We start from the raw sequence: 18882 nt of genomic DNA, 5'->3' as shown, positions 1-18882 counted from the left end.
TGCCGATTTGCCAAGTGTATTAGGCCACAACGACGAATAAAGGTCAAGCAATATGTCAGAAAAAAACGCGGTTGATGAAGAATTGTCCTTTGGGATCGATCTCGGGATAGGGTCTTGCGGCTGGGCAGTACTTCGGCGTCCAAGGGGCAAGCTTGACGATGGCGTCATTGAGGGTTGGGGCAGCTGGTGCTTTGACGTGCCGGAAACGGATAAGGAACGCAGGCCGACCAACCAGATTCGTCGTGCCAATCGCCTTTTGAGGAGAGTGATCCGCCGTCGACGCAATCGCATGGCGGAAATACGCCGCTTATTCCATGCGGAGGGCCTCCTCCCCTCCTCTGACAGCGATGTGCTGAGACGCCCCAAATTTGACCCGTGGGCGGCCAGGGCAAATGGTTTGGATCAGCTTCTCAGCCCTTTCGAATTTGCCGCAGCGCTCTCCCACATCGCCAAACGACGTGGCTTCAAATCCGCCGCGAAAAACAAATCGGCAAACGCTGTTGGTGACGATCAGAAGATGCTCAAGGAGTTGGAGACAACCAGAGGAAAACTCGCGAGGTATCAGACGGTCGGCAAAATGTTCTTCGTCGACCCTGAATATAAGGAGCGCCGCCGAAATCGCGATGGCGTTTATGATCGCACCGTAGGACGCGATGATCTGGAGTTTGAAGTTGACGCTTTATTCAAAGCTCAACGACGCTTCGGACAGAAACACGCGACACCGGAATTGCAAAAAGCCTTTACGGATATAGCCTTCTTTCAACTTCCGCTGCAAGATAGTGAAAGACTTGTGGGGATGTGCCATTTCGAGCCATCCGAAAAGCGTACCTCTAAGCTCGCCCCCTCTTTCGAAAAATTTCGCCTGCTGACACGGCTGGTCAATCTCCGCATCGTGCGGTTGAAAAAAGAGCGCCCTCTCACGGTTGAGGAATTACAACGTGTGACGGCCGATCTCGGCAAAACCGCAAAATTGTCGGTCAAAAAGGTGCGGGGCCTGATCGGCCTCTCATCCGACGAGTCTTTTGCGAACATCAAAGCCGAAGATGAAGGGCGGGATATTGCTGTGCGCACGGGCGATGCACTGCCGGGCACAGCCACCCTACGCAAGGCCTTGGGCGCGGAATTATGGGACGTGATGCAGGCGCACCCCGAGCAGCTTGACGCCATCGCTCAGATTTTAAGCTTTTACGAGACAAGCGAGAAAATTCTCGCGGAGCTTGGAAAACTCAATCTTAGCGAGCCCGTCTCCGACAAGCTCCAAACGGCTTTAGATGAAGGTCTCTTCGCCAAATTCAGAGGGGTCGGCCACATATCCGCCAAAGCGTGCCGTCATATCCTACCGCATCTCGCGCAGGGTCTTCGCTATGACGCGGCTTGCAAAATGGCTGGATATGATCACGCGGCTTCACGGCTTTATTCTGACCGTGACGCGATCACGACGAAGGCGCAGTTCAACGAATTGGTTGCAGATGTGGGGAACAACATCGCCAATCCAATCGCGCGCAAAGCGCTGACGGAGGGGATGAAGCAATTATGGGCCATGCGCAATCGCTGGGGCCTTCCCGGTTCGATCAACATCGAACTGGCCCGGGATGTGGGAAATAGTCTCGAAAAAAGGCGAGAATTGGAAAAAGGGGTCAAAGACAACACGGCCCAGCGCGAGAGGGAACGCAATGAGGCGCGCGCCTCACTCGGTTTATCCGACGTCAATGGCGACACCCTTCTCAGATATCGGCTTTGGAAGGAGCAAGGTGGGAGATGCCTTTATTCGGGCCGGGAGATTCCCGTTATCCTCGTCAGGTCCGACAATAAAACCGTGCAGGTAGACCACATCCTTCCCTGGTCGCGCTTCGGTGATGACAGCTACAAAAATAAGACCCTATGCTACGCCAGCTTTAACCAGGCGAAAAAGAACAAAACGCCTTATGAGTGGTTGGGAGGAGACAAGGCGTCGGAGGCGTGGGAAACGTTTCAGCAGAGGATCGAGACGAATAAAGAGCTTCGAGGCTTCAAAAAGCGCAACTATCTGCTGAAAAACGCTGAGGAGGCCCAGAAAAAGTTTAGAGAGAGAAATCTCAATGATACGCGTTACGCAGCGCGCGCTTTGGCGGGCGCCGTTGAATATTTTTACCCCCAAGGTCAGCGGAAAGAAAAAGGTGGCATTCGGCGCGTCTATACACGCCCCGGCGCGCTGACATCCGCGCTTCGACATGCCTGGGGATTGGAGGCGCTGAAAAAGATCGATGGAAAACGGGTGAGCGACGACCGCCACCACGCGCTCGACGCGTTGGTCGTTGCGGCCGTCAATGAAGCACAAGTGCAAAGTCTGACGAAATCTTACCAGGAATGGGAACAACAAGGTTACGGTCGCCCTCTTCGCGAAGTTAAATTACCTTGGGACAATTTTCGCAGGCACGTTTTAGAGGCCTATGAAGAACTATTTGTCGCTCGCCCCGAGCGTCGCCGCGCGCGTGGTGAGGGTCATGCCGCGACGATCCGACAAGTCAAAACGCGTGACGAAAGAGAGATCGTCTATGAAAGGAAGGCCGTCACCGCCCTTAAGGAGTCCGATCTTGCTTTAATCAAGGACCCCGAGAAAAACGCGCGCCTTGTTGCGGTGCTACGAGCATGGATCGCCGCCGGCAAACCCACGGACCCTGATAATATGCCGCGTATGCCGAACGGGTACGTCGTCAATAAGGTGCGGCTCATCTCGCGGAACAAACCTGCCGTGCCGGTTCGGGGTGGCTCGGCGGATCGCGGCGAGATGGTGCGCGTGGATGTCTTCAGCAAACCCAATAAAAAAGGCAAGGTTGAGTGGTTCCTGGTGCCCATCTACCCCCACCAGGTGATGAATAAGAAAGAATGGCCCCAGCCGCCCATGCGGGCTGTTGTCGCCTACAAAGATGAGTCGGAGTGGACGATAATGGGTCCAGAGCATTGTTTTCGCTTCAGTCTTTACCATCGAAGTTACATCAAAGCGGTAAAATCATCTGGAGCAGTCATCCCAGGCTATTTTGCAGGTCTTCATCGAGGAACAGGTGCGATTAACCTACTTCTTCATAACGATCCGACGAATTCAATTGATGGAATCGGCGCGAAGACCCTCGCTAACTTAGCCAAATATAGTGTAGACCGTTACGGAACTTGCGCAGAAGTTAAAAAAGAGGTCCGTACATGGCATGGAGAGGCGTGCACATCTCACAGCCCGCCCGACTGAATTTTCGGGACAATCAGCTCATCGTCGCGCAGGATGATGGTGAGGTGTCTCTAGCTATCGAGGATATTGCTTGGCTTATCCTCGATACGCCGCAAGTCAGCGTAACAGGCACCCTGCTCTCCGCCCTCGCCGAGGCTGGTGTGGCGATGATTGTGCCGGATGGCCGGCACCACCCGGCTGGCATCCTCCTCTCTTTCCATCAGCATCATGCCCAGGCCCATATTGCCCAGACGCAGATCAACATCAGCCAGCCTCTCAAAAAGCGTCTCTGGCAAAATCTCGTCGTCGCGAAAATCCGCAATCAGGCGGGCCTCCTCTCACAAGTTGAAGGACGCTATGCGGAAGCACTATTTTCCATGGCGGAACGTGTCAATTCCGGTGATCCTGATAATCTGGAAGCGCAGGCGGCGCGCATTTATTGGTCCGACCTGTTTACGGATTTTACACGGGGGAACGAGACGGATCGACGCAATGCGCTTTTGAATTACGGTTATGCCGTTATGCGCGCGGCCATCGCGCGCGCCTGCGTCGCCTCCGGGCTTCTGCCCGCATTTGGCGTGCATCACGCGTCCCGAACGAATGCCTTCAACCTCATCGATGACCTGATTGAACCTTTCCGCCCCTTCGTGGACAAAATGGCGCGTGAGCGCTCGCCGGAAGGAGACCGTGACGAAATGACCGTCGAAGACCGACGCTTCATGAGTGGCATCCTTACCAAAACGGCCGCGATCGGCAAGGAGAAAATGACGATCCTCGCCGCGACGGAATATGTCGCCATGGCGATGGTCCGCGCCATGGAATTCAATAGCGCGGCCCTCCTGCAAGTGCCGCAATGGGCCATAACGGCCCGTTGACGCTCGATGAAGGCCGAGGATGTCCGCTTCATGTGGCTGATGGTATTTTTTGATTTACCCGTCAAATCCAAGGAGCAGAGACGCGGCGCAACGCGTTTCCGGAATTTCCTCAGAGATGACGGTTTTATCATGCTGCAATATTCCGTTTACGCGCGCATTTGTCGCGGGCAGGATGCTGTTGAGAAACACACGAAGCGAGTCCGCCTTCAATTGCCCAAGGAAGGGAGCGTGCGGACGCTTCAAATAACGGACAAGCAATATGGTCGCATGGAACTCATGCTTGGCCTTGCGCCAAAAACTGAACGAGTCGGCGCCTCTCAGATGGTTTTGCTGTGATTTCCGCGCGGTTAAAAGCGCGAAAATCACAGCAATTTCAGAGACTTACAGCCAAGGTAGCCTACCACGGGCAAATCGGCAGGGAAACCACGGCGGTCATCGCGGTTGACGGTGGCATCGCCGTAGCCTACCACGGGCAAATCGGCAGGGAAACCACGGCAAGCATCAGTGAGAACAGGAAACCGCACCAAGCCTACCACGGGCAAATCGGCAGGGAAACCACGGCATAACCGCCCTCTCCAACCGCCGGACAAAAAGCCTACCACGGGCAAGTCGGCAGGGAAACCACGGCGATAGTCAGATTAGTGGTATACAGGTGAGTAGCCTACCACGGGCAAATCGGCAGGGAAACCACGGCGCGATCTCAGACGGCTGGCTCGATGATTTAAGCCTACCACGGGCAAATCGGCAGGGAAACCACGGCCTTCCCAGTCCCACCCGACATCGTCCACATAGCCTACCACGGGCAAATCGGCAGGGAAACCACGGCCACTCGACTATTCGGGGAAACCCACGATCCAGCCTACCACGGGCAAATCGGCAGGGAAACCACGGCAAAACAACTGCAGGCAGCATCGGGTTATAGAGCCTACCACGGGCAAATCGGCAGGGAAACCACGGCGAAAAGCAGGCGGGGAGATCACTGGAAAGCAGCCTACCACGGGCAAATCGGCAGGGAAACCACGGCGCAATGTTCCGCTGGGGACAACCAACCCTCAGCCTACCACGGGCAAATCGGCAGGGAAACCACGGCTGGTTGCCACGTCATGCCTACGGATACACCAGCCTACCACGGGCAAATCGGCAGGGAAACCACGGCGGGTTCTCTGCGCGTGTTGTGCAAGTATTAAGCCTACCACGGGCAAATCGGCAGGGAAACCACGGCGCCACGCTCTCAATATTCGCACGAAGAATTAGCCTACCACGGGCAAATCGGCAGGGAAACCACGGCTTGAAATCTATTTATCTTGATTACGGGCCCAGCCTACCACGGGCAAATCGGCAGGGAAACCACGGCCTGACCCTCTGAAGGAGTTCACTGTTATCCAGCCTACCACGGGCAAATCGGCAGGGAAACCACGGCAAACAGGGGCAACACCTTTTGGCGCCAGAAAGCCTACCACGGGCAAATCGGCAGGGAAACCACGGCCGAAGGCGGCTGCTCAGATCAGCAAGACCGAGCCTACCACGGGCAAATCGGCAGGGAAACCACGGCGCTTCTGGGCGCGATGGGCAGCATTCCCTTAGCCTACCACGGGCAAATCGGCAGGGAAACCACGGCTGAAGCCACTAGAAGGCGATCGCCGCGAACAGCCTACCACGGGCAAATCGGCAGGGAAACCACGGCTGAACGCCTTCACCTTGTCGGAAGACATGCAGCCTACCACGGGCAAATCGGCAGGGAAACCACGGCTGGTCGCGTTGTTCAAGCACGAGATTTACGAGCCTACCACGGGCAAATCGGCAGGGAAACCACGGCTTGGCTACCGCCGCGATGTTTTGTGAAACCAGCCTACCACGGGCAAATCGGCAGGGAAACCACGGCGTTGAGGAAGCAGGACCTGTCTGACCCAGTAGCCTACCACGGGCAAATCGGCAGGGAAACCACGGCTGATTTGTATAGAAACATAACAAAGGAGAAAGCCTACCACGGGCAAATCGGCAGGGAAACCACGGCCTCAGGTGACCACCAGCCCGCTATCGGGTGAGCCTACCACGGGCAAATCGGCAGGGAAACCACGGCGCTTTATCCTTGTCTGTCAAGTCCATATTCAGCCTACCACGGGCAAATCGGCAGGGAAACCACGGCATATTCGATAACCTTGTTATAGAAGTTTTCAGCCTACCACGGGCAAATCGGCAGGGAAACCACGGCTGAACACAACCTATGCTGACAAGGTGTTGAAGCCTACCACGGGCAAATCGGCAGGGAAACCACGGCCTCGGATTCATCATGCGTGCGCAGATACTCAGCCTACCACGGGCAAATCGGCAGGGAAACCACGGCGTGCCACATGCTGGCGCGCTCACGGATATAAGCCTACCACGGGCAAATCGGCAGGGAAACCACGGCTCGTAGCGTTTAAGAGTGATGCTTCCGCCTAGCCTACCACGGGCAAATCGGCAGGGAAACCACGGCAGCTTCTGAAGTGTGTGAAGATCAAGCGAGAGCCTACCACGGGCAAATCGGCAGGGAAACCACGGCCCTAGTGAAGGTGCCTCTCACTGAAAATCAAGCCTACCACGGGCAAATCGGCAGGGAAACCACGGCCAGGCAAAGTCAATGACCTCTCTGACGCAAAGCCTACCACGGGCAAATCGGCAGGGAAACCACGGCAGGTTAAACGCCTCCTCGCGCACCTTCCTCAGCCTACCACGGGCAAATCGGCAGGGAAACCACGGCAGGAAGGACTAGCCCTACTTCCTCCGAAGAAGCCTACCACGGGCAAATCGGCAGGGAAACCACGGCAGTTGTCACGTGCGGAGTAGCCCCGTCCTTAGCCTACCACGGGCAAATCGGCAGGGAAACCACCGCCTGCGAATAATGGCCTCGGATTTGCAAAGCCTTGATCCATTGATCTGGCGCAGAGAGAAACGTGATTAAAGGCAATTTCAAGGACGGACTATGCTCTCGACCCGAATATGATATTGAACCGCCTCGTAACTAAAGGTATAATTGGGGTGTTCATGAGCACAAAAGATAGTTTGACGCAGGTTATTGTGAAATAATCTTATTTCGTGACCACCTTAAACGCGATGAGACAAAAATCTTCCTAAATTAATACGTCTTACCTGCTGGTTTATACAAAAATAAGACGCATCCCGAGACGCGTTGTGACGACAGTGCGTCAGATGGTGCAAGCCGGCCATTTCAGAGCGCGAAACGGTAAAAGACCTTCAACCACGCCCACTCAGCCGTTCATTTCAAACATAAAAATAAAAAAAAGGATTTCAAATGGTCGAAATTAATAAGGTCGTTGCGGCGACAGTCTTCTCCCTTCTCTCGGCAAGTCCGTCTTACGCGTATATCCACGAAGGGAAATGGGAGTTTCAAAAAGACGAAGTCCAGATCATTAATATGACGCGCCCCGGCATGGGCCTAGACGTGGGCTGCTCCGAATTCAGCCCAGCAAAAGTTTCTTTCAAAGTTACCGTCCTGGCGGGGCAAGAACAAGATTACGGATGGATGAACATTGATGATCGTCCATACTATGAAAAAGAATACGTCTTCAACAATGTGAGTGGGTTTGATGTCGGATTTTTCTCCACGAGGAAATATAGAATCGAGAATATTACGGGTCAAAAAGTAAAATGTGTCAAAGGCGACATCGGGTTACTTTATTAAGCGTCGATCCAGCGTAGTTTTACTTCCGTCGGGACACGAATATCCTCTTCACCGGCTTGACCGCCAGATCGTAAAATGTTTCCGGGGCGGGACTCAGTTGCATCCCGTCCCGAGAAACACGCGACGAAGCCCCCAGCCAGATGCCAAACACGACGTCGCACGTCGCCTCACTCGTCCGGAATCGCGGGATCAGGCAATTTCAAGCAGAATCTTACAGTTTGGCTCAGAAGGCGGCGTCAGCTTTCCGTGTTTGAGATCGCATCCGAGCACGGCAAAAGCGGACTTGAAATCGTTCAGCGGAAAAATATGACTGATCATTCTTTCTGCCGGGATACGGCGGTCGCGGATCGTGCAATAAGCGCGTTCGAAACTGTTATTGAGTGAGTCAATCGAGCCGATGATGGAGAGGCTTTTATCCGCGATTTCCATCGTCGAAATGTTGGCGTAAAATTTCTTGAGTGCAACGGTCAGGAGTTTACCCCCTGCGCTCAGGTAGGGCAGGACGATTTCCGTCAAAGCCCCTGACGTGTCGACGACGACATCTACTTTCTGGTCGTCTTTTCCGTAAAGAACTTTCATCGCCTCGCAGAAATCAAAAAATAAATGGGCGGAACCGGGGAGGATCTTTCTGGCATATTGTTGGCGATGGGCATTATTTTCGATCATCACCACGTTCACCCCGATATTATAGAGTGACCAGCTATAGAGAATGCCCATCGGCCCTGCCCCGATGACGACGGCCCGAATGGCATTATTGCGTATGTTAAGTTTATCCACGCCTGTTATGGTGCAGCTCAAAGGCTCCGTCAGTGCTGCTTCCTCAAATGAAACATGATCATCCAACTTTCGTAGGAACTGCCCTTTCGCGCGGTATTTTGTGGCGAAAGCGCCATCATAGGAAACGCCGGCCTCCGTGCCCTCCTTTTGGGAGCAATGATTTTCATTGCCCGTATAACAGGGTCGACATTGTCGGCACGCATATGTGGGGTTGATCACGACACGGTCACCCTCCGAAAAATTTCGCACTGACGGCCCGACGCTTTCGACAATGCCAGCGGCTTCATGCCCCAATGTAACGCCCTGCCGCGCAACATCGTATTCTCCGGTCAGTATGCCGATATCCGTACCGCATATGCCGCAGAATTTGATGCTGACGATGATATCATCCGCCTCCATGCATTGGAGGTCCGGGGTGGTATCGATCGAGGCCATCCATGGGCCATGATATTTGAGAGCCTGCATATTATTATTTTCCGTATTTTCTTTTATTATTGAACGAAACAAATTTCATGAAGAGATTTTTCAAGCTTCTCGATGATCTCTTTTAATTCTTCTTTTTTACAGATCAGAGGCGGTCTTATTTTAATGGCCGTGCTGCGGCCGTAACGTGCGCCGCGAATGATCAGTCCATTCCGGTCCGCAATTCTGATGAGGTCCGCAGCGAAGTCGATGGTTGGTGTGTCAAAACCGTACATGTAGCCCAGTCCGCGCACGTCGCAGACGCATCGATACCGGGATTGGAGGTCCAGGAGCGCATCGCGGATATAGGACTCATTTTCCCGGACATTCTCCAATATCTTTTGTTCTTCAATGATGGTGATCGTCTCATCCATCGCGATAAGGGAGAGGGGGTTGGCGCCGCACGTGCTGGAATGCTCATAGAAAGCCAATACATCCAGCTCGGGCCGCATAAAGACGCCACCGATCGGTATCCCGATCCCGGACGCCCCTTTTGCAAAAACAAGTATGTCCGGGTCCAGCGCGCGTGCGTAACCGGATGAGGCGAAGAACGACCCGGTCCGGCCAAAACAGGTCTGCACCTCATCTGCGATCAGGATGACATCATGCCGATAGCAGAATGCGCGGATATGTTCGTAAAAAGCCTGGGAAAGGACGATATTTCCGCCATTCCCGAGGATGGGCTCCACGATCATACAGGCGACATTGTTGCTGGTCCCCATTTCGAGCAATTGATCAAGGTCGGTGAAGTCACGCGCGGTGCTGGATTGCGTATCACCAGCAAGTACACTGGGCGGTATCGGGATTTTGACGGAGCCGGGGACGTCGATTTTAAAATCCCTGATGCGGAACGCGTTGCCGGAGATCTGCGCGGTTGCGAGAGACTGGCCATGATGCGCCAGATAAAGCGAGATCACCCCGGACCGACCCGTACGCTTCTGCGCCATCCGGATCGCACATTCCACTGCGCCTGACCCTGAAACGTCTCGCAGCCAGATCCGCGAAAGATCTTTCGGGAGATATTTGCGCAGACGGGCAAGAATGATCTTCGACATCTCAAGCGTGTGGGTCGAGCTGAGGTGACATCCCCGATCGATCTGCGCTTTCAAACGTGCCCCGATCGACTCATTTGTGTATCCGAGAGGGAGATTGAACGTCCCGGATGCAGCATCTATAAACTTTTTCCCATCTATATAAAGATAAGAACCATCCCCTCGAAATCTTCTTAAAATATAATCCAAGTCATGATCCATATAACCACTCCAGAAATTAAATCTATAGCTTGAAAATAGGCGATAACCTTTTCCGCTATAGCGAGGCTTCTAGAGTGAGCGCAATGGGGTCTGTCAAATATTTCTTTTTTTAATTTCGGTTTTTTCACAAGTTATTGTGAAACATAGTTTATTATATGGCATTTTATTGCTATATATTTCGTAATATTTACGAATCTTCGTCTGCGGAGATCACGCTCATTGGAAGAGCCTCCGACGCCGTATCGTCCTGTCATTTCATGACTTCGAATGGCGGAGATTTTCGGGAGACGTTCGCGGCGCTACCGCACCGTTCAGAGGCACCCGGACATCGCGGAAAGCAGCTATAAATCGCGACAGGAAATCTCAGGCTCACTCGCCATTTCTCTGTCGGAGAGGAGACCGGAGACTGATGTTAACGCCTTCACGGCATCACACTTTTTTAATCTGGGGTGATCCAGCTTTAGCAAAGCCCCATATTGATGGGCTCAGACGTTTTCGGACATCGTCGGAACGGGGTGCTGACCCACCCATCTTGTCCGCAATATCATCCCGAAATCAAAAACAGCGCGGGCCATCGAGATGACCACGCGCTGTCAATGGTAAAGGTCAAGCGACTTAGAAGACGAGCTGCACGCCGACGAGGCCCGTGGTGTTATTGCCATTTTCCCGGCCGAACGTCGTGCGACCTGAGAATTGCACGGCAAATCCGTGCATGAGTTCCGCCGATAATCCGCCTTCAACCGCACCGTAAACGCGGTGCGACTGCCCCGCCAGCGCAAAATTATTGACGATGCCCGGCGCCACGACCGGCGCGTAAGACAAGGTACGTCCGCCACTCATGAAATCTTTTCGCGCCGTCGCGCGAAGCCACGGGACGAAGTGGCTGAAAATCTGGCCACGCATCTCAAGTCCCGCTGAGCCAATCAACGTCTCTGACTTCTGGCTGCCCATATTCAAAGCGGCGGCTTCGTCACCTGTTTCACGATAACCACTCAGGCTTGAGAAAGCGTAATCGAGCCCGGCAACCGGGCCGAGTTTCACGAGAGCCAGGGACGGCAGATAGCCGACGCGCCCGCCAGTAATGACACTCTGCGCATTCGGGGTGGCGGTCAGCGGCGCGGCGACACCTGTGCGCCGCATATCAAGATGATGCCACCCATAACCCGCATAACCCTGCGCGAAAAAGGCATGGCGCTCATAGGTGCCATAAGCGCCAAACTGGTAAGTTCTCGCCAGTGTGCGATCAGCATTATCGCCATTCACGCGGCTGTCCGTGTAAGCAAAGGCCGCGCCCACCGTGCCGAATTTAGCGCCATATTCCGCGCCGCCGATCCCGCCATGCTGATTATCGGCATAGCCATTCGAGTCACCCGTTTCATGGAACGTTTGATGCCCCGCCGTAAAGTTGCCGAACACAGACACGCCACGCCTCCGATTGCCGTTACGCTGCAGATCCGCACGGTTATTCAGGGATTGGCCAAATTGTTCAGCGGCGAGGCGGGGCGCATCCCCGATGGCGCGCATGGCGTAGGGGGCCGCAAGCTGGTTTTCAGCGTAACGGGCAACCGCCGCAAAGCCAGCGGAGGTCATGTGCAGGCCATCGACGTAGAACAAATATTTCGCCTGCTGCGCGCTATTTCCGACGCAGCTGATCGGGCATGGCGCCGTTGTATTTGTGATGCCGAACAAACCCGGGCGGTTGCGAATGGTCATCGCAACAGAAGTGATATCGACATAAGCGACCTGCACCCCATTGCGCGCAACGCCGGCAAGGGCGCCCTGCATTTGCGCGTTATACGTGGTGCTGAAAGCCGTGCCGATAGAGGCACCCTGTTTATTACCCATGACTTCAGGCAGTTGCCCGACATCCCCGGACACCCAGACGAGGTGCTTCAGTCCGCGTGAAACAAGCGCATCAAGCCCGGCGCTTGCCGCCATCGCGGAATGATTGGCCGCGGCAATGGCGCCGACATTATTGGCGCCCGCCGAAATGCGGTAACCACGCGCGTCATTTCCTCCAACAGAGAGAAGCACGAGATCATCGGGTGAGAACTGCGCCCCACCGGAAGGAATCACCGTCGCCTGACCCGACGCATAAATCGCGCCGCCGCGCGTGAAACCCTGCCATTGCTGCCTGAAGCCTGAAAGCATACCATTCGCGGCAACATTGCCTGCATCCGCTTTCGCACCGCCGACGGCATAATTAACTTCCGTTGCGTCATAATCCTTGGCTATCGTGTCGACGAAATTCGTGCCGCCGGAGAAACGACCTGTCGGATAAATGGTGGAGCTGAATAACCTGCCAAGTCCCCGGTCAACGAAGAAGGCACGCGCATTGCCACTATCAGCGTAACTATCGCCAAATGCCACAACGCGGCCAAATTGCGGCGCAGCCGTTGCTGCACTGACGATCGTCGTTAAAAGCAGCCCCGCGCTTAAATTGACCCTGACCCGCATAAATTCCCAATGCTCCCATTCGTCGTAAAATAAAGGTGATCGGCCCGCTGACGCGGCACGAAATCACGACGAAAATGGGGTAACGAATTATTAATAGTAAACGAATAATTTATAAAAAGATTTTCAATTAAATCAATAGTGCGTATGATATAAAATTATACTTTATTTTTTATATGTAAATATCATCGTATTTTGTTTTTTCAATTACTTATATGCGTCCAACAAATTAAAGATTTGCGACCTCAACACCCCGTATTTATATCGGCTCAGGCGGCGTCTTTCTTACGAGGTTCTCCTTGAATAACGCCGAATATACTTGTTTGACTGGGCCTTTATGACCGCGTCCCACCTGATAAAGTCCGCCATCGCCCCTTCTTAAAAGAACGCGATGCCCCATGCGGCCGCTCTGATTTGAACAGTGCGCATGAGGCGCGCGTCGAAGCGCGTCTTTTCCCGCGTGGGCTCATATTATGGCGTAGCTTCAGGCAACGAGCTCCTCGACGCTTGCTGAGCCGAAAAATTCATACCGGATCTGGCTTTTCGGCAGTTCACATTCACGCAGGACGCAAACCATATCGTGCACGAATTTATCGGGGCCACAGACGTAACAGGTTGCCTGCGGATCGACATGGTTTTTCAACCAATCCGGAGTGGGGCGCCCGGCGTGTCGTTTGACAGCGTCATCAACATGATCTGGCGCCGATCGGCTATAAAATATATCGGCACGGATCTTCCCGCTTTGTACAAGTTTTGAAATATCCTCAGCGAAAACTTCAGTTTCAGGCGACCGCGTCACGTGGATGTAGTGGACGGCACACCTCGACTGCGCCTCAGAAAGTGCGCCCAGCATTGACATCATCGGGGTCAGCCCGATCCCGGCACTCAGCAGGATGACGGATTTCGGCACGGGTTCAACCAGAGTGAATTCTCCTGACGGCGCCGATACCTGTAACAGCATTCCCGGTCGCGCCCTCTCATGCAGCCACGATGACACAAGGCCCTTATCGGCGCGCCGCACACTGATGCGATAAGTCTCCTGATCAGGCGTTGAGGAAATACTGTAGTGACGCAGCGCGACACCGTGGCCAGGTATGTCGAGATGGATGCTCAGATACTGGCCGGGCTGATGTCGCATGATCAAACGCCCGTCGCTCGGCGCCAATATCAGAGACATGACGACATCACTCTCCCTGATACATGCTTGCACCGTGAAGGATCGCCATCCCGTCCAACTGCCTGGCGCCACTTCTTTCTCGTGATATATCTGAGCTTCACGGTTCATGAGAATATGCGCCAGAAACCAGTAAGCCTTGCCCCAGGCCTCCATGATCTCGGACGTCGCGAGGTCACCCAGTATGTCGGCTAACGCCCCGAGCAGAGCATCCGCGACGAAGGGGTAATGTCTTGGACGGATATTCAGCCCAACATGCTTCTCTGCAATCCGCTCCACCATATTTCCTAGTTCGGACAGATTGTCGATATGGCGCGTAAAAGCCTTCAGCGCGTAGGCCAGCGCCTCAATCTGCTTGCCATCCTCCTGATGCGACATATTGAAGAGGTCCCGTATCTCCTGATTGACCAGGAGGCGCGCATACATTTTTTGAATAATACGCATCCCGTCAGCCTCCAGCACGGGCAGGCATGATGTGAGGATGGCGCGGGTCTTATCGTCAAGGGAAACGTTCATGATCAAGCCTCATAAGATGTATTTAGCGCACATCATTTATCCCCTTTGAAAAAAAGGTGTAAATTATATATATGTTAAGAGATGCGTCTCACCCTCCACACTGATTATGCCCTTAGAACACTGATTTATCTCGGCACCCATACGGATCGACTGGTATCGATTCGGGAGGTCGTTGCAACTTATGGTGTGTCGGAAAACCATCTCGTTAAAATCATCCATCGCCTGGGCATTGGCGGATTTATCGAAACGCTTCGGGGTCGGAATGGCGGCCTCCGCCTGGCGCGACCCGCCTCTGAAATCCGCATTGGTGATGTCGTCCGTTTCACGGAAGAAAACATGGCCCTGGTCCCCTGCACGCAGGAAGCCCGATCACCGGATGATGGTCCGGTCTGCATTCTCGGCAAAAACTGCCGTCTGCGTGGTGTTCTGACGGAGGCTTTGGAAGACTTCATGTCCGTGCTTGACCGTTACAGCTTGCAGGATCTCATCAACTGAGCGGCCGGGTGAAGCCTGCCTCACCTCCCTGCCCCCGCCTTTCATAAGGTGCTTAAGATGTGGTCCGGCTCATATCCATGTCATGCGCTCACGCTATCCCGAAGATCCGGCATTTTCTAAAAGATATTTTTGTCCCCGGCGCTTACTGGAAGTGGGAAGCTCACGCACCACGTCATCAAGGCGCTCTCAAATACGCCCGATGCCCTGAAGCTTTGTCAAGAACAAAGCCAAATTCCGGGAGAATTCCGCCAATATCTCCCATGATCGACGGATGATGAAAGCCCGCCCGGCACGAGGATGCCCGGCGCGCCGTTTCTGATCATGCCCCCGACCTGAGGGCGATAAGTGGGTCGGTTGAGATGCGGCTTCGGAATGCAACGGGCCTGACGCGCTTGACATCCATCCGATCTTTCCGACAAATCTTCATGAGAATGATTCTCACTGTCATCTACCCTTGATACCCACACGACAATAACATTTCGCTTATGGGGAACTTACCAATGCGGGAAGATGAACGAAAAAGACGAACTCTATCCCTCGCCCGGTCCGGCAGGTTCGTCAGAAGCACCCCATTTTCGCCGCCTGCGGACGATATTCCCGCTCACGACCTTGCCATTGCGTCGCGGTCCCTGCGGTTTTTCGTCAGGCGCGTCGGGCCGCTTGGCCTGATTTTTCTGTCACCAGGCGTCAGAGCCGCCCCTTTGATAAGGGATGCGCAGCCATCGCCTCACACGGTCACGCAACCTCCGGGGGAGAAGATCCTGGTCGTCGGCGTGCGCCAGCCGCGCCGCCTGGATGAAATGGGAACGAGCGGGTCCTTTGTATCCGCCACGCAGCTCCGGCATTCGCAGGTGCGTGACACGAATGATCTGGGGCGGGTTCTGCCCGGGTTACAGATTTCGAATAGTGGCAATTTCCTCTATCCATCCATCACCGTGCGCGGCATCACCTCCGCGCAGGATTTCTATCATCCTGCGACAACATTTTATGTCGATGATGTCCCCATCCTACCCATCAATGCGATGCAGGCGCTCATGGATGTTGAGAGCGTCAATTTCCTTCGCGGGCCACAAGTCGCCCTTTACGGCCAAAGTGCTGAGGGCGGCGTCATAGATATTGCCACGCGCCAACCGGGGCCAAGGACAAAAGCGGCGTTCGATGCCGGGGCTGAAAGTCGCTACGGCTATCATGTCAATGCCAATGCCAGCGGTGCGATTATGCAGCACTGGCTTTACGGTGCGATGTTTCTGACAAGCCAGGACTATCCCGGCAATATCACCAATCCAAACACCGGCACCACCCATCTTGGCGGATATGAAACGCGGGGTGGCCGGGCGGTTCTGCGGCTGGCGCCGGATGACAAACCGTGGGAAGTCGGTTTTTCCGTCGATGGGTCATGCAGCTATGGCAGTCAGGATGTCTATATCGATTTTGATCATATCGCCACCCGTCGCGTCACCAGCACGGGGCCAGGTACGCCGGACCCACGTTTGAAACGTTGCGGCCATGATGAATCCCTGCGCGGTATTTACCATCTCCCCGGATGGAAGATCAGCGCCATTACCTCCCTTCAGGATCGGTCCTTCTCCCGCGTATTTCCGTTCGGGCGCTACACGTCACTCCAACCTGAACAATGGGACGCTAATACGCAGGAATTACGGCTTGGGACGGAAGGGCAGCATAAACGCTATGATCTCGTCACCGGATTTTTCCACCAGACGACTTATCAGCATCGGCAGACGACGACCCTCTCCCCGACAAATGCCTATCCCTTCAAACGCTCCTCCAACCGTGCCGAAACCGTCGCGCTTTACGGCAATATTTACTGGCATTTGCTAAAGAAACTCAGCCTCGGACTGGGCGGACGCCTGTCGCGCGACATGTCGGATATCGCGTTCTCTTCCACGACCCGTGGGATAACGCAGTTTTCAGGACGGAACCACAAAAATCAGAATATGAGTCTGGGCAGTGTCTCTCTTGATTATGAGACTCTGCCGGGCTGGCACCTGCATGGTCGCGTCAGTCAGGGATATAAGCCCGCCGGCTTCAATTACGCCCCGCACACGCTTCGGGATGCAATGCCCTACAATCCGGAGCGTGAGCTGAGTTACGAATTGGGCACCGTCTATCATATGCAGGGCTTTCTCGCGCGGATCGGCTATTTTTATAATCGTTTGCAGGATGCGCAGATTTATGTCGGGCCCATCGGACGTCAGGTCATCTCCAGTGCAGGCCATGCCCATGCGAGCGGCGTAGAAGGTGAAATGAGCTGGAACTTCTGGCGACAATGGACAATCGGCTTCGATGGCAATCGCACCGTCTCGAAATTCGACGATTTTCAGAATAGTGACGGGACGAATAATAACAGCAATCTCATGCCCTTTGTCCCGGCTTTCGCGGCCGCGGCTCATTTGACGACAAGCCTGGAGACGGGCCATGGCATCATCAAACCGGCCATCGATCTGCGCGTCACCGGGCCACAATATTTCGACATTGAAAATCAGCTTCAGCAGCCGACTTTCGCACAGCTCGATTTACGGGCCACATGGTTATTCGGTACCCGCTATGAGTTCACCGTTTACGCCAATAATGTCACTGACAAGCTCTATCGCACTTACGGGTTCATAAGTGGCGGCAGAGGCAGCGCGCAGATCAGTTTTGGTCGCACGGTCGGATTCAACCTTCGCATCGCGTCGTCGGAAAGATGATCACCCTCACGGCAGGATTTGGCCGTTTCGCCAGCCCGCGGAGAAGTGAACGCAGCGCCCTCATCGCGATTTGGGGTGTCTATATCGTTCAGGGGCAGTTGGGCGGGCTGACCTTCGTCGCCCTTCCCGCCATCCTGCGGACGAAACATGTTCCGATGGAGCAGATCGCCGTTTTTTCCGCCATCATCCTCATTTGGGCCCTTAAATTCATTTGGGCCGCCAGGGTTGAACAACTGCGCCAGCAGATGATGGGCCGGTTCGGCTTCGGACGTGCGATTTTTCTCGCTGAACTCGTGATTGCCGGGTTGATCATCGGGGCCGCCCTTTTTCCCTTCTGCAGCATCCTGCCGTTTCTCACGATTTTCACCGGCGCGGCGTTTCTGGCCAGTGTCATTGATATCGCGACTGACGGCTATCTGATCGCGCATTTCCCCCCTCCCTTCGGCGTCTTGGCGCGACAGCGCAGGTGGGGGGCGGTTATCTCGGCTTTGCACTGGGCGGCAGTTTTCTGCCCGCACTCTATGACAATGCCGGTTGGCCCGTCAGTTGCCTTGTCGCGGGTGGCGTGACCATCCTGCTCAGTGCCCCTCTCCTGACACTTGCGCATACTGACCCTTCCGGTTTGATACATGCCGTCACTCCGGTTACGCAGAGATGGCGGCCAAACCTCTTATGGGCGTTGAAACGACGGGAAATTCAGGCTGGCATCGCCATGATCATCATCTTTGATGCGGCAAGGCGCATGACGCAGGGACTAGGCGCCCTCTATCTGTTGGATGACGGTGTCCCCCTCACCATCATCGGTGCGCTCAATGGCATTGTCGGCATCGGCGCCGGTTTGATGGGGACAGTTCTTGGCAATTTCTGCGTGCGGAAATCCGGGTCGTCCACCTCATTGACCTTCATCGCTATCGTTACTTCCGTCATATCAGGCCTCGCAAGTTTCGCAATTTTGCTCGGCCATCGCGGCCTGCCCCTGTTTATTATGCTTCTTTTCCTTGAGTCGCTGGTGATGGCGGCGGGGTTTGTGGTGCTTTTCTCTCGTGTGATGGGGCTGACATCGCCGCGCCAGCCAGGTCTCGATTACGCGGTGTTTCAAAGCGTCAGCGCTGTTGTCGCGGCGATGGCAGGTTTTGCGGGGACAAGTCTTGCCGGTAAGGCCGGTTACGAAGCGGCTTTTGCCTGCGCCACGTGCATCGCCCTCGCTTCCATACCCATATTGAAATTGCTTCAAAAACCATTTGAGGGGGGCTGACCCCTTCGCCAGTTTAACCCGACCGCGCGGCA

General features: G+C 54.5%; 13 protein-coding genes and 1 CRISPR repeat array. Of the genes, 8 read left to right on the top strand and 5 right to left on the bottom strand.

Translation table 11 applies throughout. The annotated features are described in order from the left end of the window. The first annotated feature begins 52 nt into the window (after positions 1-52). The 4 genes from cas9 (at position 53) to CGLAMM_RS05875 (ending at position 7756) form a co-directional block, all read left to right on the top strand. The gene (gene cas9 / locus CGLAMM_RS05890) at positions 53-3220 is read left to right on the top strand and encodes a type II CRISPR RNA-guided endonuclease Cas9 (protein WP_418115480.1); all 3168 of its coding nucleotides are present in this window, start codon (positions 53-55) and stop codon (positions 3218-3220) included. Next, positions 3178-4074, top strand: a complete 897-nt coding sequence (cas1, locus tag CGLAMM_RS05885; protein ID WP_394820133.1) for a type II CRISPR-associated endonuclease Cas1 — start codon at positions 3178-3180, stop codon at positions 4072-4074. The genes cas9 and cas1 overlap by 43 nt, the downstream gene beginning before the upstream one ends. Positions 4075-4080: 6 nt before the next feature. Next, on the top strand, positions 4081-4410 hold the full coding sequence (gene cas2, locus CGLAMM_RS05880) for a CRISPR-associated endonuclease Cas2 (protein ID WP_394820132.1): 330 nt from the start codon (positions 4081-4083) through the stop codon (positions 4408-4410). A 58-nt stretch (positions 4411-4468) separates the two neighbouring features. Then, a CRISPR array of direct repeats spans positions 4469-6946; the repeat unit is 36 nt; unit sequence AGCCTACCACGGGCAAATCGGCAGGGAAACCACGGC. A gap of 420 nt (positions 6947-7366) precedes the next feature. After that, positions 7367-7756: a hypothetical protein gene (locus CGLAMM_RS05875; RefSeq protein WP_394820131.1), complete on the top strand. Its 390-nt coding sequence runs from the start codon at positions 7367-7369 to the stop codon at positions 7754-7756. A 189-nt stretch (positions 7757-7945) separates the two neighbouring features. On the opposite strand, the gene CGLAMM_RS05870 is transcribed toward CGLAMM_RS05875, so the two are convergent. From CGLAMM_RS05870 to hmpA, 4 genes are all read right to left on the bottom strand, one after another. Continuing rightward, positions 7946-8998, bottom strand: a complete 1053-nt coding sequence (locus CGLAMM_RS05870) for a zinc-dependent alcohol dehydrogenase (protein WP_394820130.1) — start codon at positions 8996-8998, stop codon at positions 7946-7948. A gap of 26 nt (positions 8999-9024) precedes the next feature. Next, positions 9025-10248 (bottom strand): class-III pyridoxal-phosphate-dependent aminotransferase, encoded by a 1224-nt coding sequence (locus CGLAMM_RS05865; RefSeq protein WP_394820129.1) that lies wholly within the window; start codon positions 10246-10248, stop codon positions 9025-9027. 615 nt (positions 10249-10863) lie between these two features. Further along, on the bottom strand, positions 10864-12705 hold the full coding sequence (locus CGLAMM_RS05860; RefSeq protein WP_394820128.1) for an autotransporter domain-containing protein: 1842 nt from the start codon (positions 12703-12705) through the stop codon (positions 10864-10866). Positions 12706-13186: 481 nt separating this feature from the next. Continuing rightward, positions 13187-14392, bottom strand: a complete 1206-nt coding sequence (hmpA, locus tag CGLAMM_RS05855; protein WP_394820127.1) for an NO-inducible flavohemoprotein — start codon at positions 14390-14392, stop codon at positions 13187-13189. Between the two features lie 81 nt (positions 14393-14473). On the opposite strand from hmpA, the gene CGLAMM_RS05850 reads away from it, so the two are divergent. Further along, complete coding sequence (locus tag CGLAMM_RS05850) at positions 14474-14887, top strand: Rrf2 family transcriptional regulator (protein ID WP_394820126.1); 414 nt, start codon at positions 14474-14476, stop codon at positions 14885-14887. 186 nt (positions 14888-15073) lie between these two features. On the opposite strand, the gene CGLAMM_RS05845 is transcribed toward CGLAMM_RS05850, so the two are convergent. Continuing rightward, on the bottom strand, positions 15074-15286 hold the full coding sequence (locus CGLAMM_RS05845; RefSeq protein WP_418115479.1) for a hypothetical protein: 213 nt from the start codon (positions 15284-15286) through the stop codon (positions 15074-15076). 101 nt (positions 15287-15387) lie between these two features. Here CGLAMM_RS05845 and CGLAMM_RS05840 point away from each other — a divergent pair, with 101 nt between their 5' ends. From CGLAMM_RS05840 to CGLAMM_RS05830, 3 genes are read left to right on the top strand one after another with little or no spacing between them, the layout of a single operon-like run. Then, positions 15388-17595: a TonB-dependent receptor gene (locus CGLAMM_RS05840; RefSeq protein ID WP_394820125.1), complete on the top strand. Its 2208-nt coding sequence runs from the start codon at positions 15388-15390 to the stop codon at positions 17593-17595. After that, complete coding sequence (locus CGLAMM_RS05835; RefSeq protein WP_418115478.1) at positions 17592-18164, top strand: MFS transporter; 573 nt, start codon at positions 17592-17594, stop codon at positions 18162-18164. The genes CGLAMM_RS05840 and CGLAMM_RS05835 overlap by 4 nt, the downstream gene beginning before the upstream one ends. Next, positions 18062-18850 (top strand): MFS transporter, encoded by a 789-nt coding sequence (locus CGLAMM_RS05830; protein WP_418115477.1) that lies wholly within the window; start codon positions 18062-18064, stop codon positions 18848-18850. The genes CGLAMM_RS05835 and CGLAMM_RS05830 overlap by 103 nt, the downstream gene beginning before the upstream one ends. The last annotated feature ends 32 nt before the right edge of the window (positions 18851-18882 follow it).

It is taken from the genome of Sorlinia euscelidii (assembly GCF_036452135.1).
GTDB classification, from domain to species: Bacteria; Pseudomonadota; Alphaproteobacteria; order Acetobacterales; family Acetobacteraceae; genus Sorlinia; species Sorlinia euscelidii.
Note: the sequence above shows the minus strand (reverse complement) of the source record. Positions and strands in the feature narration are given on the sequence as shown.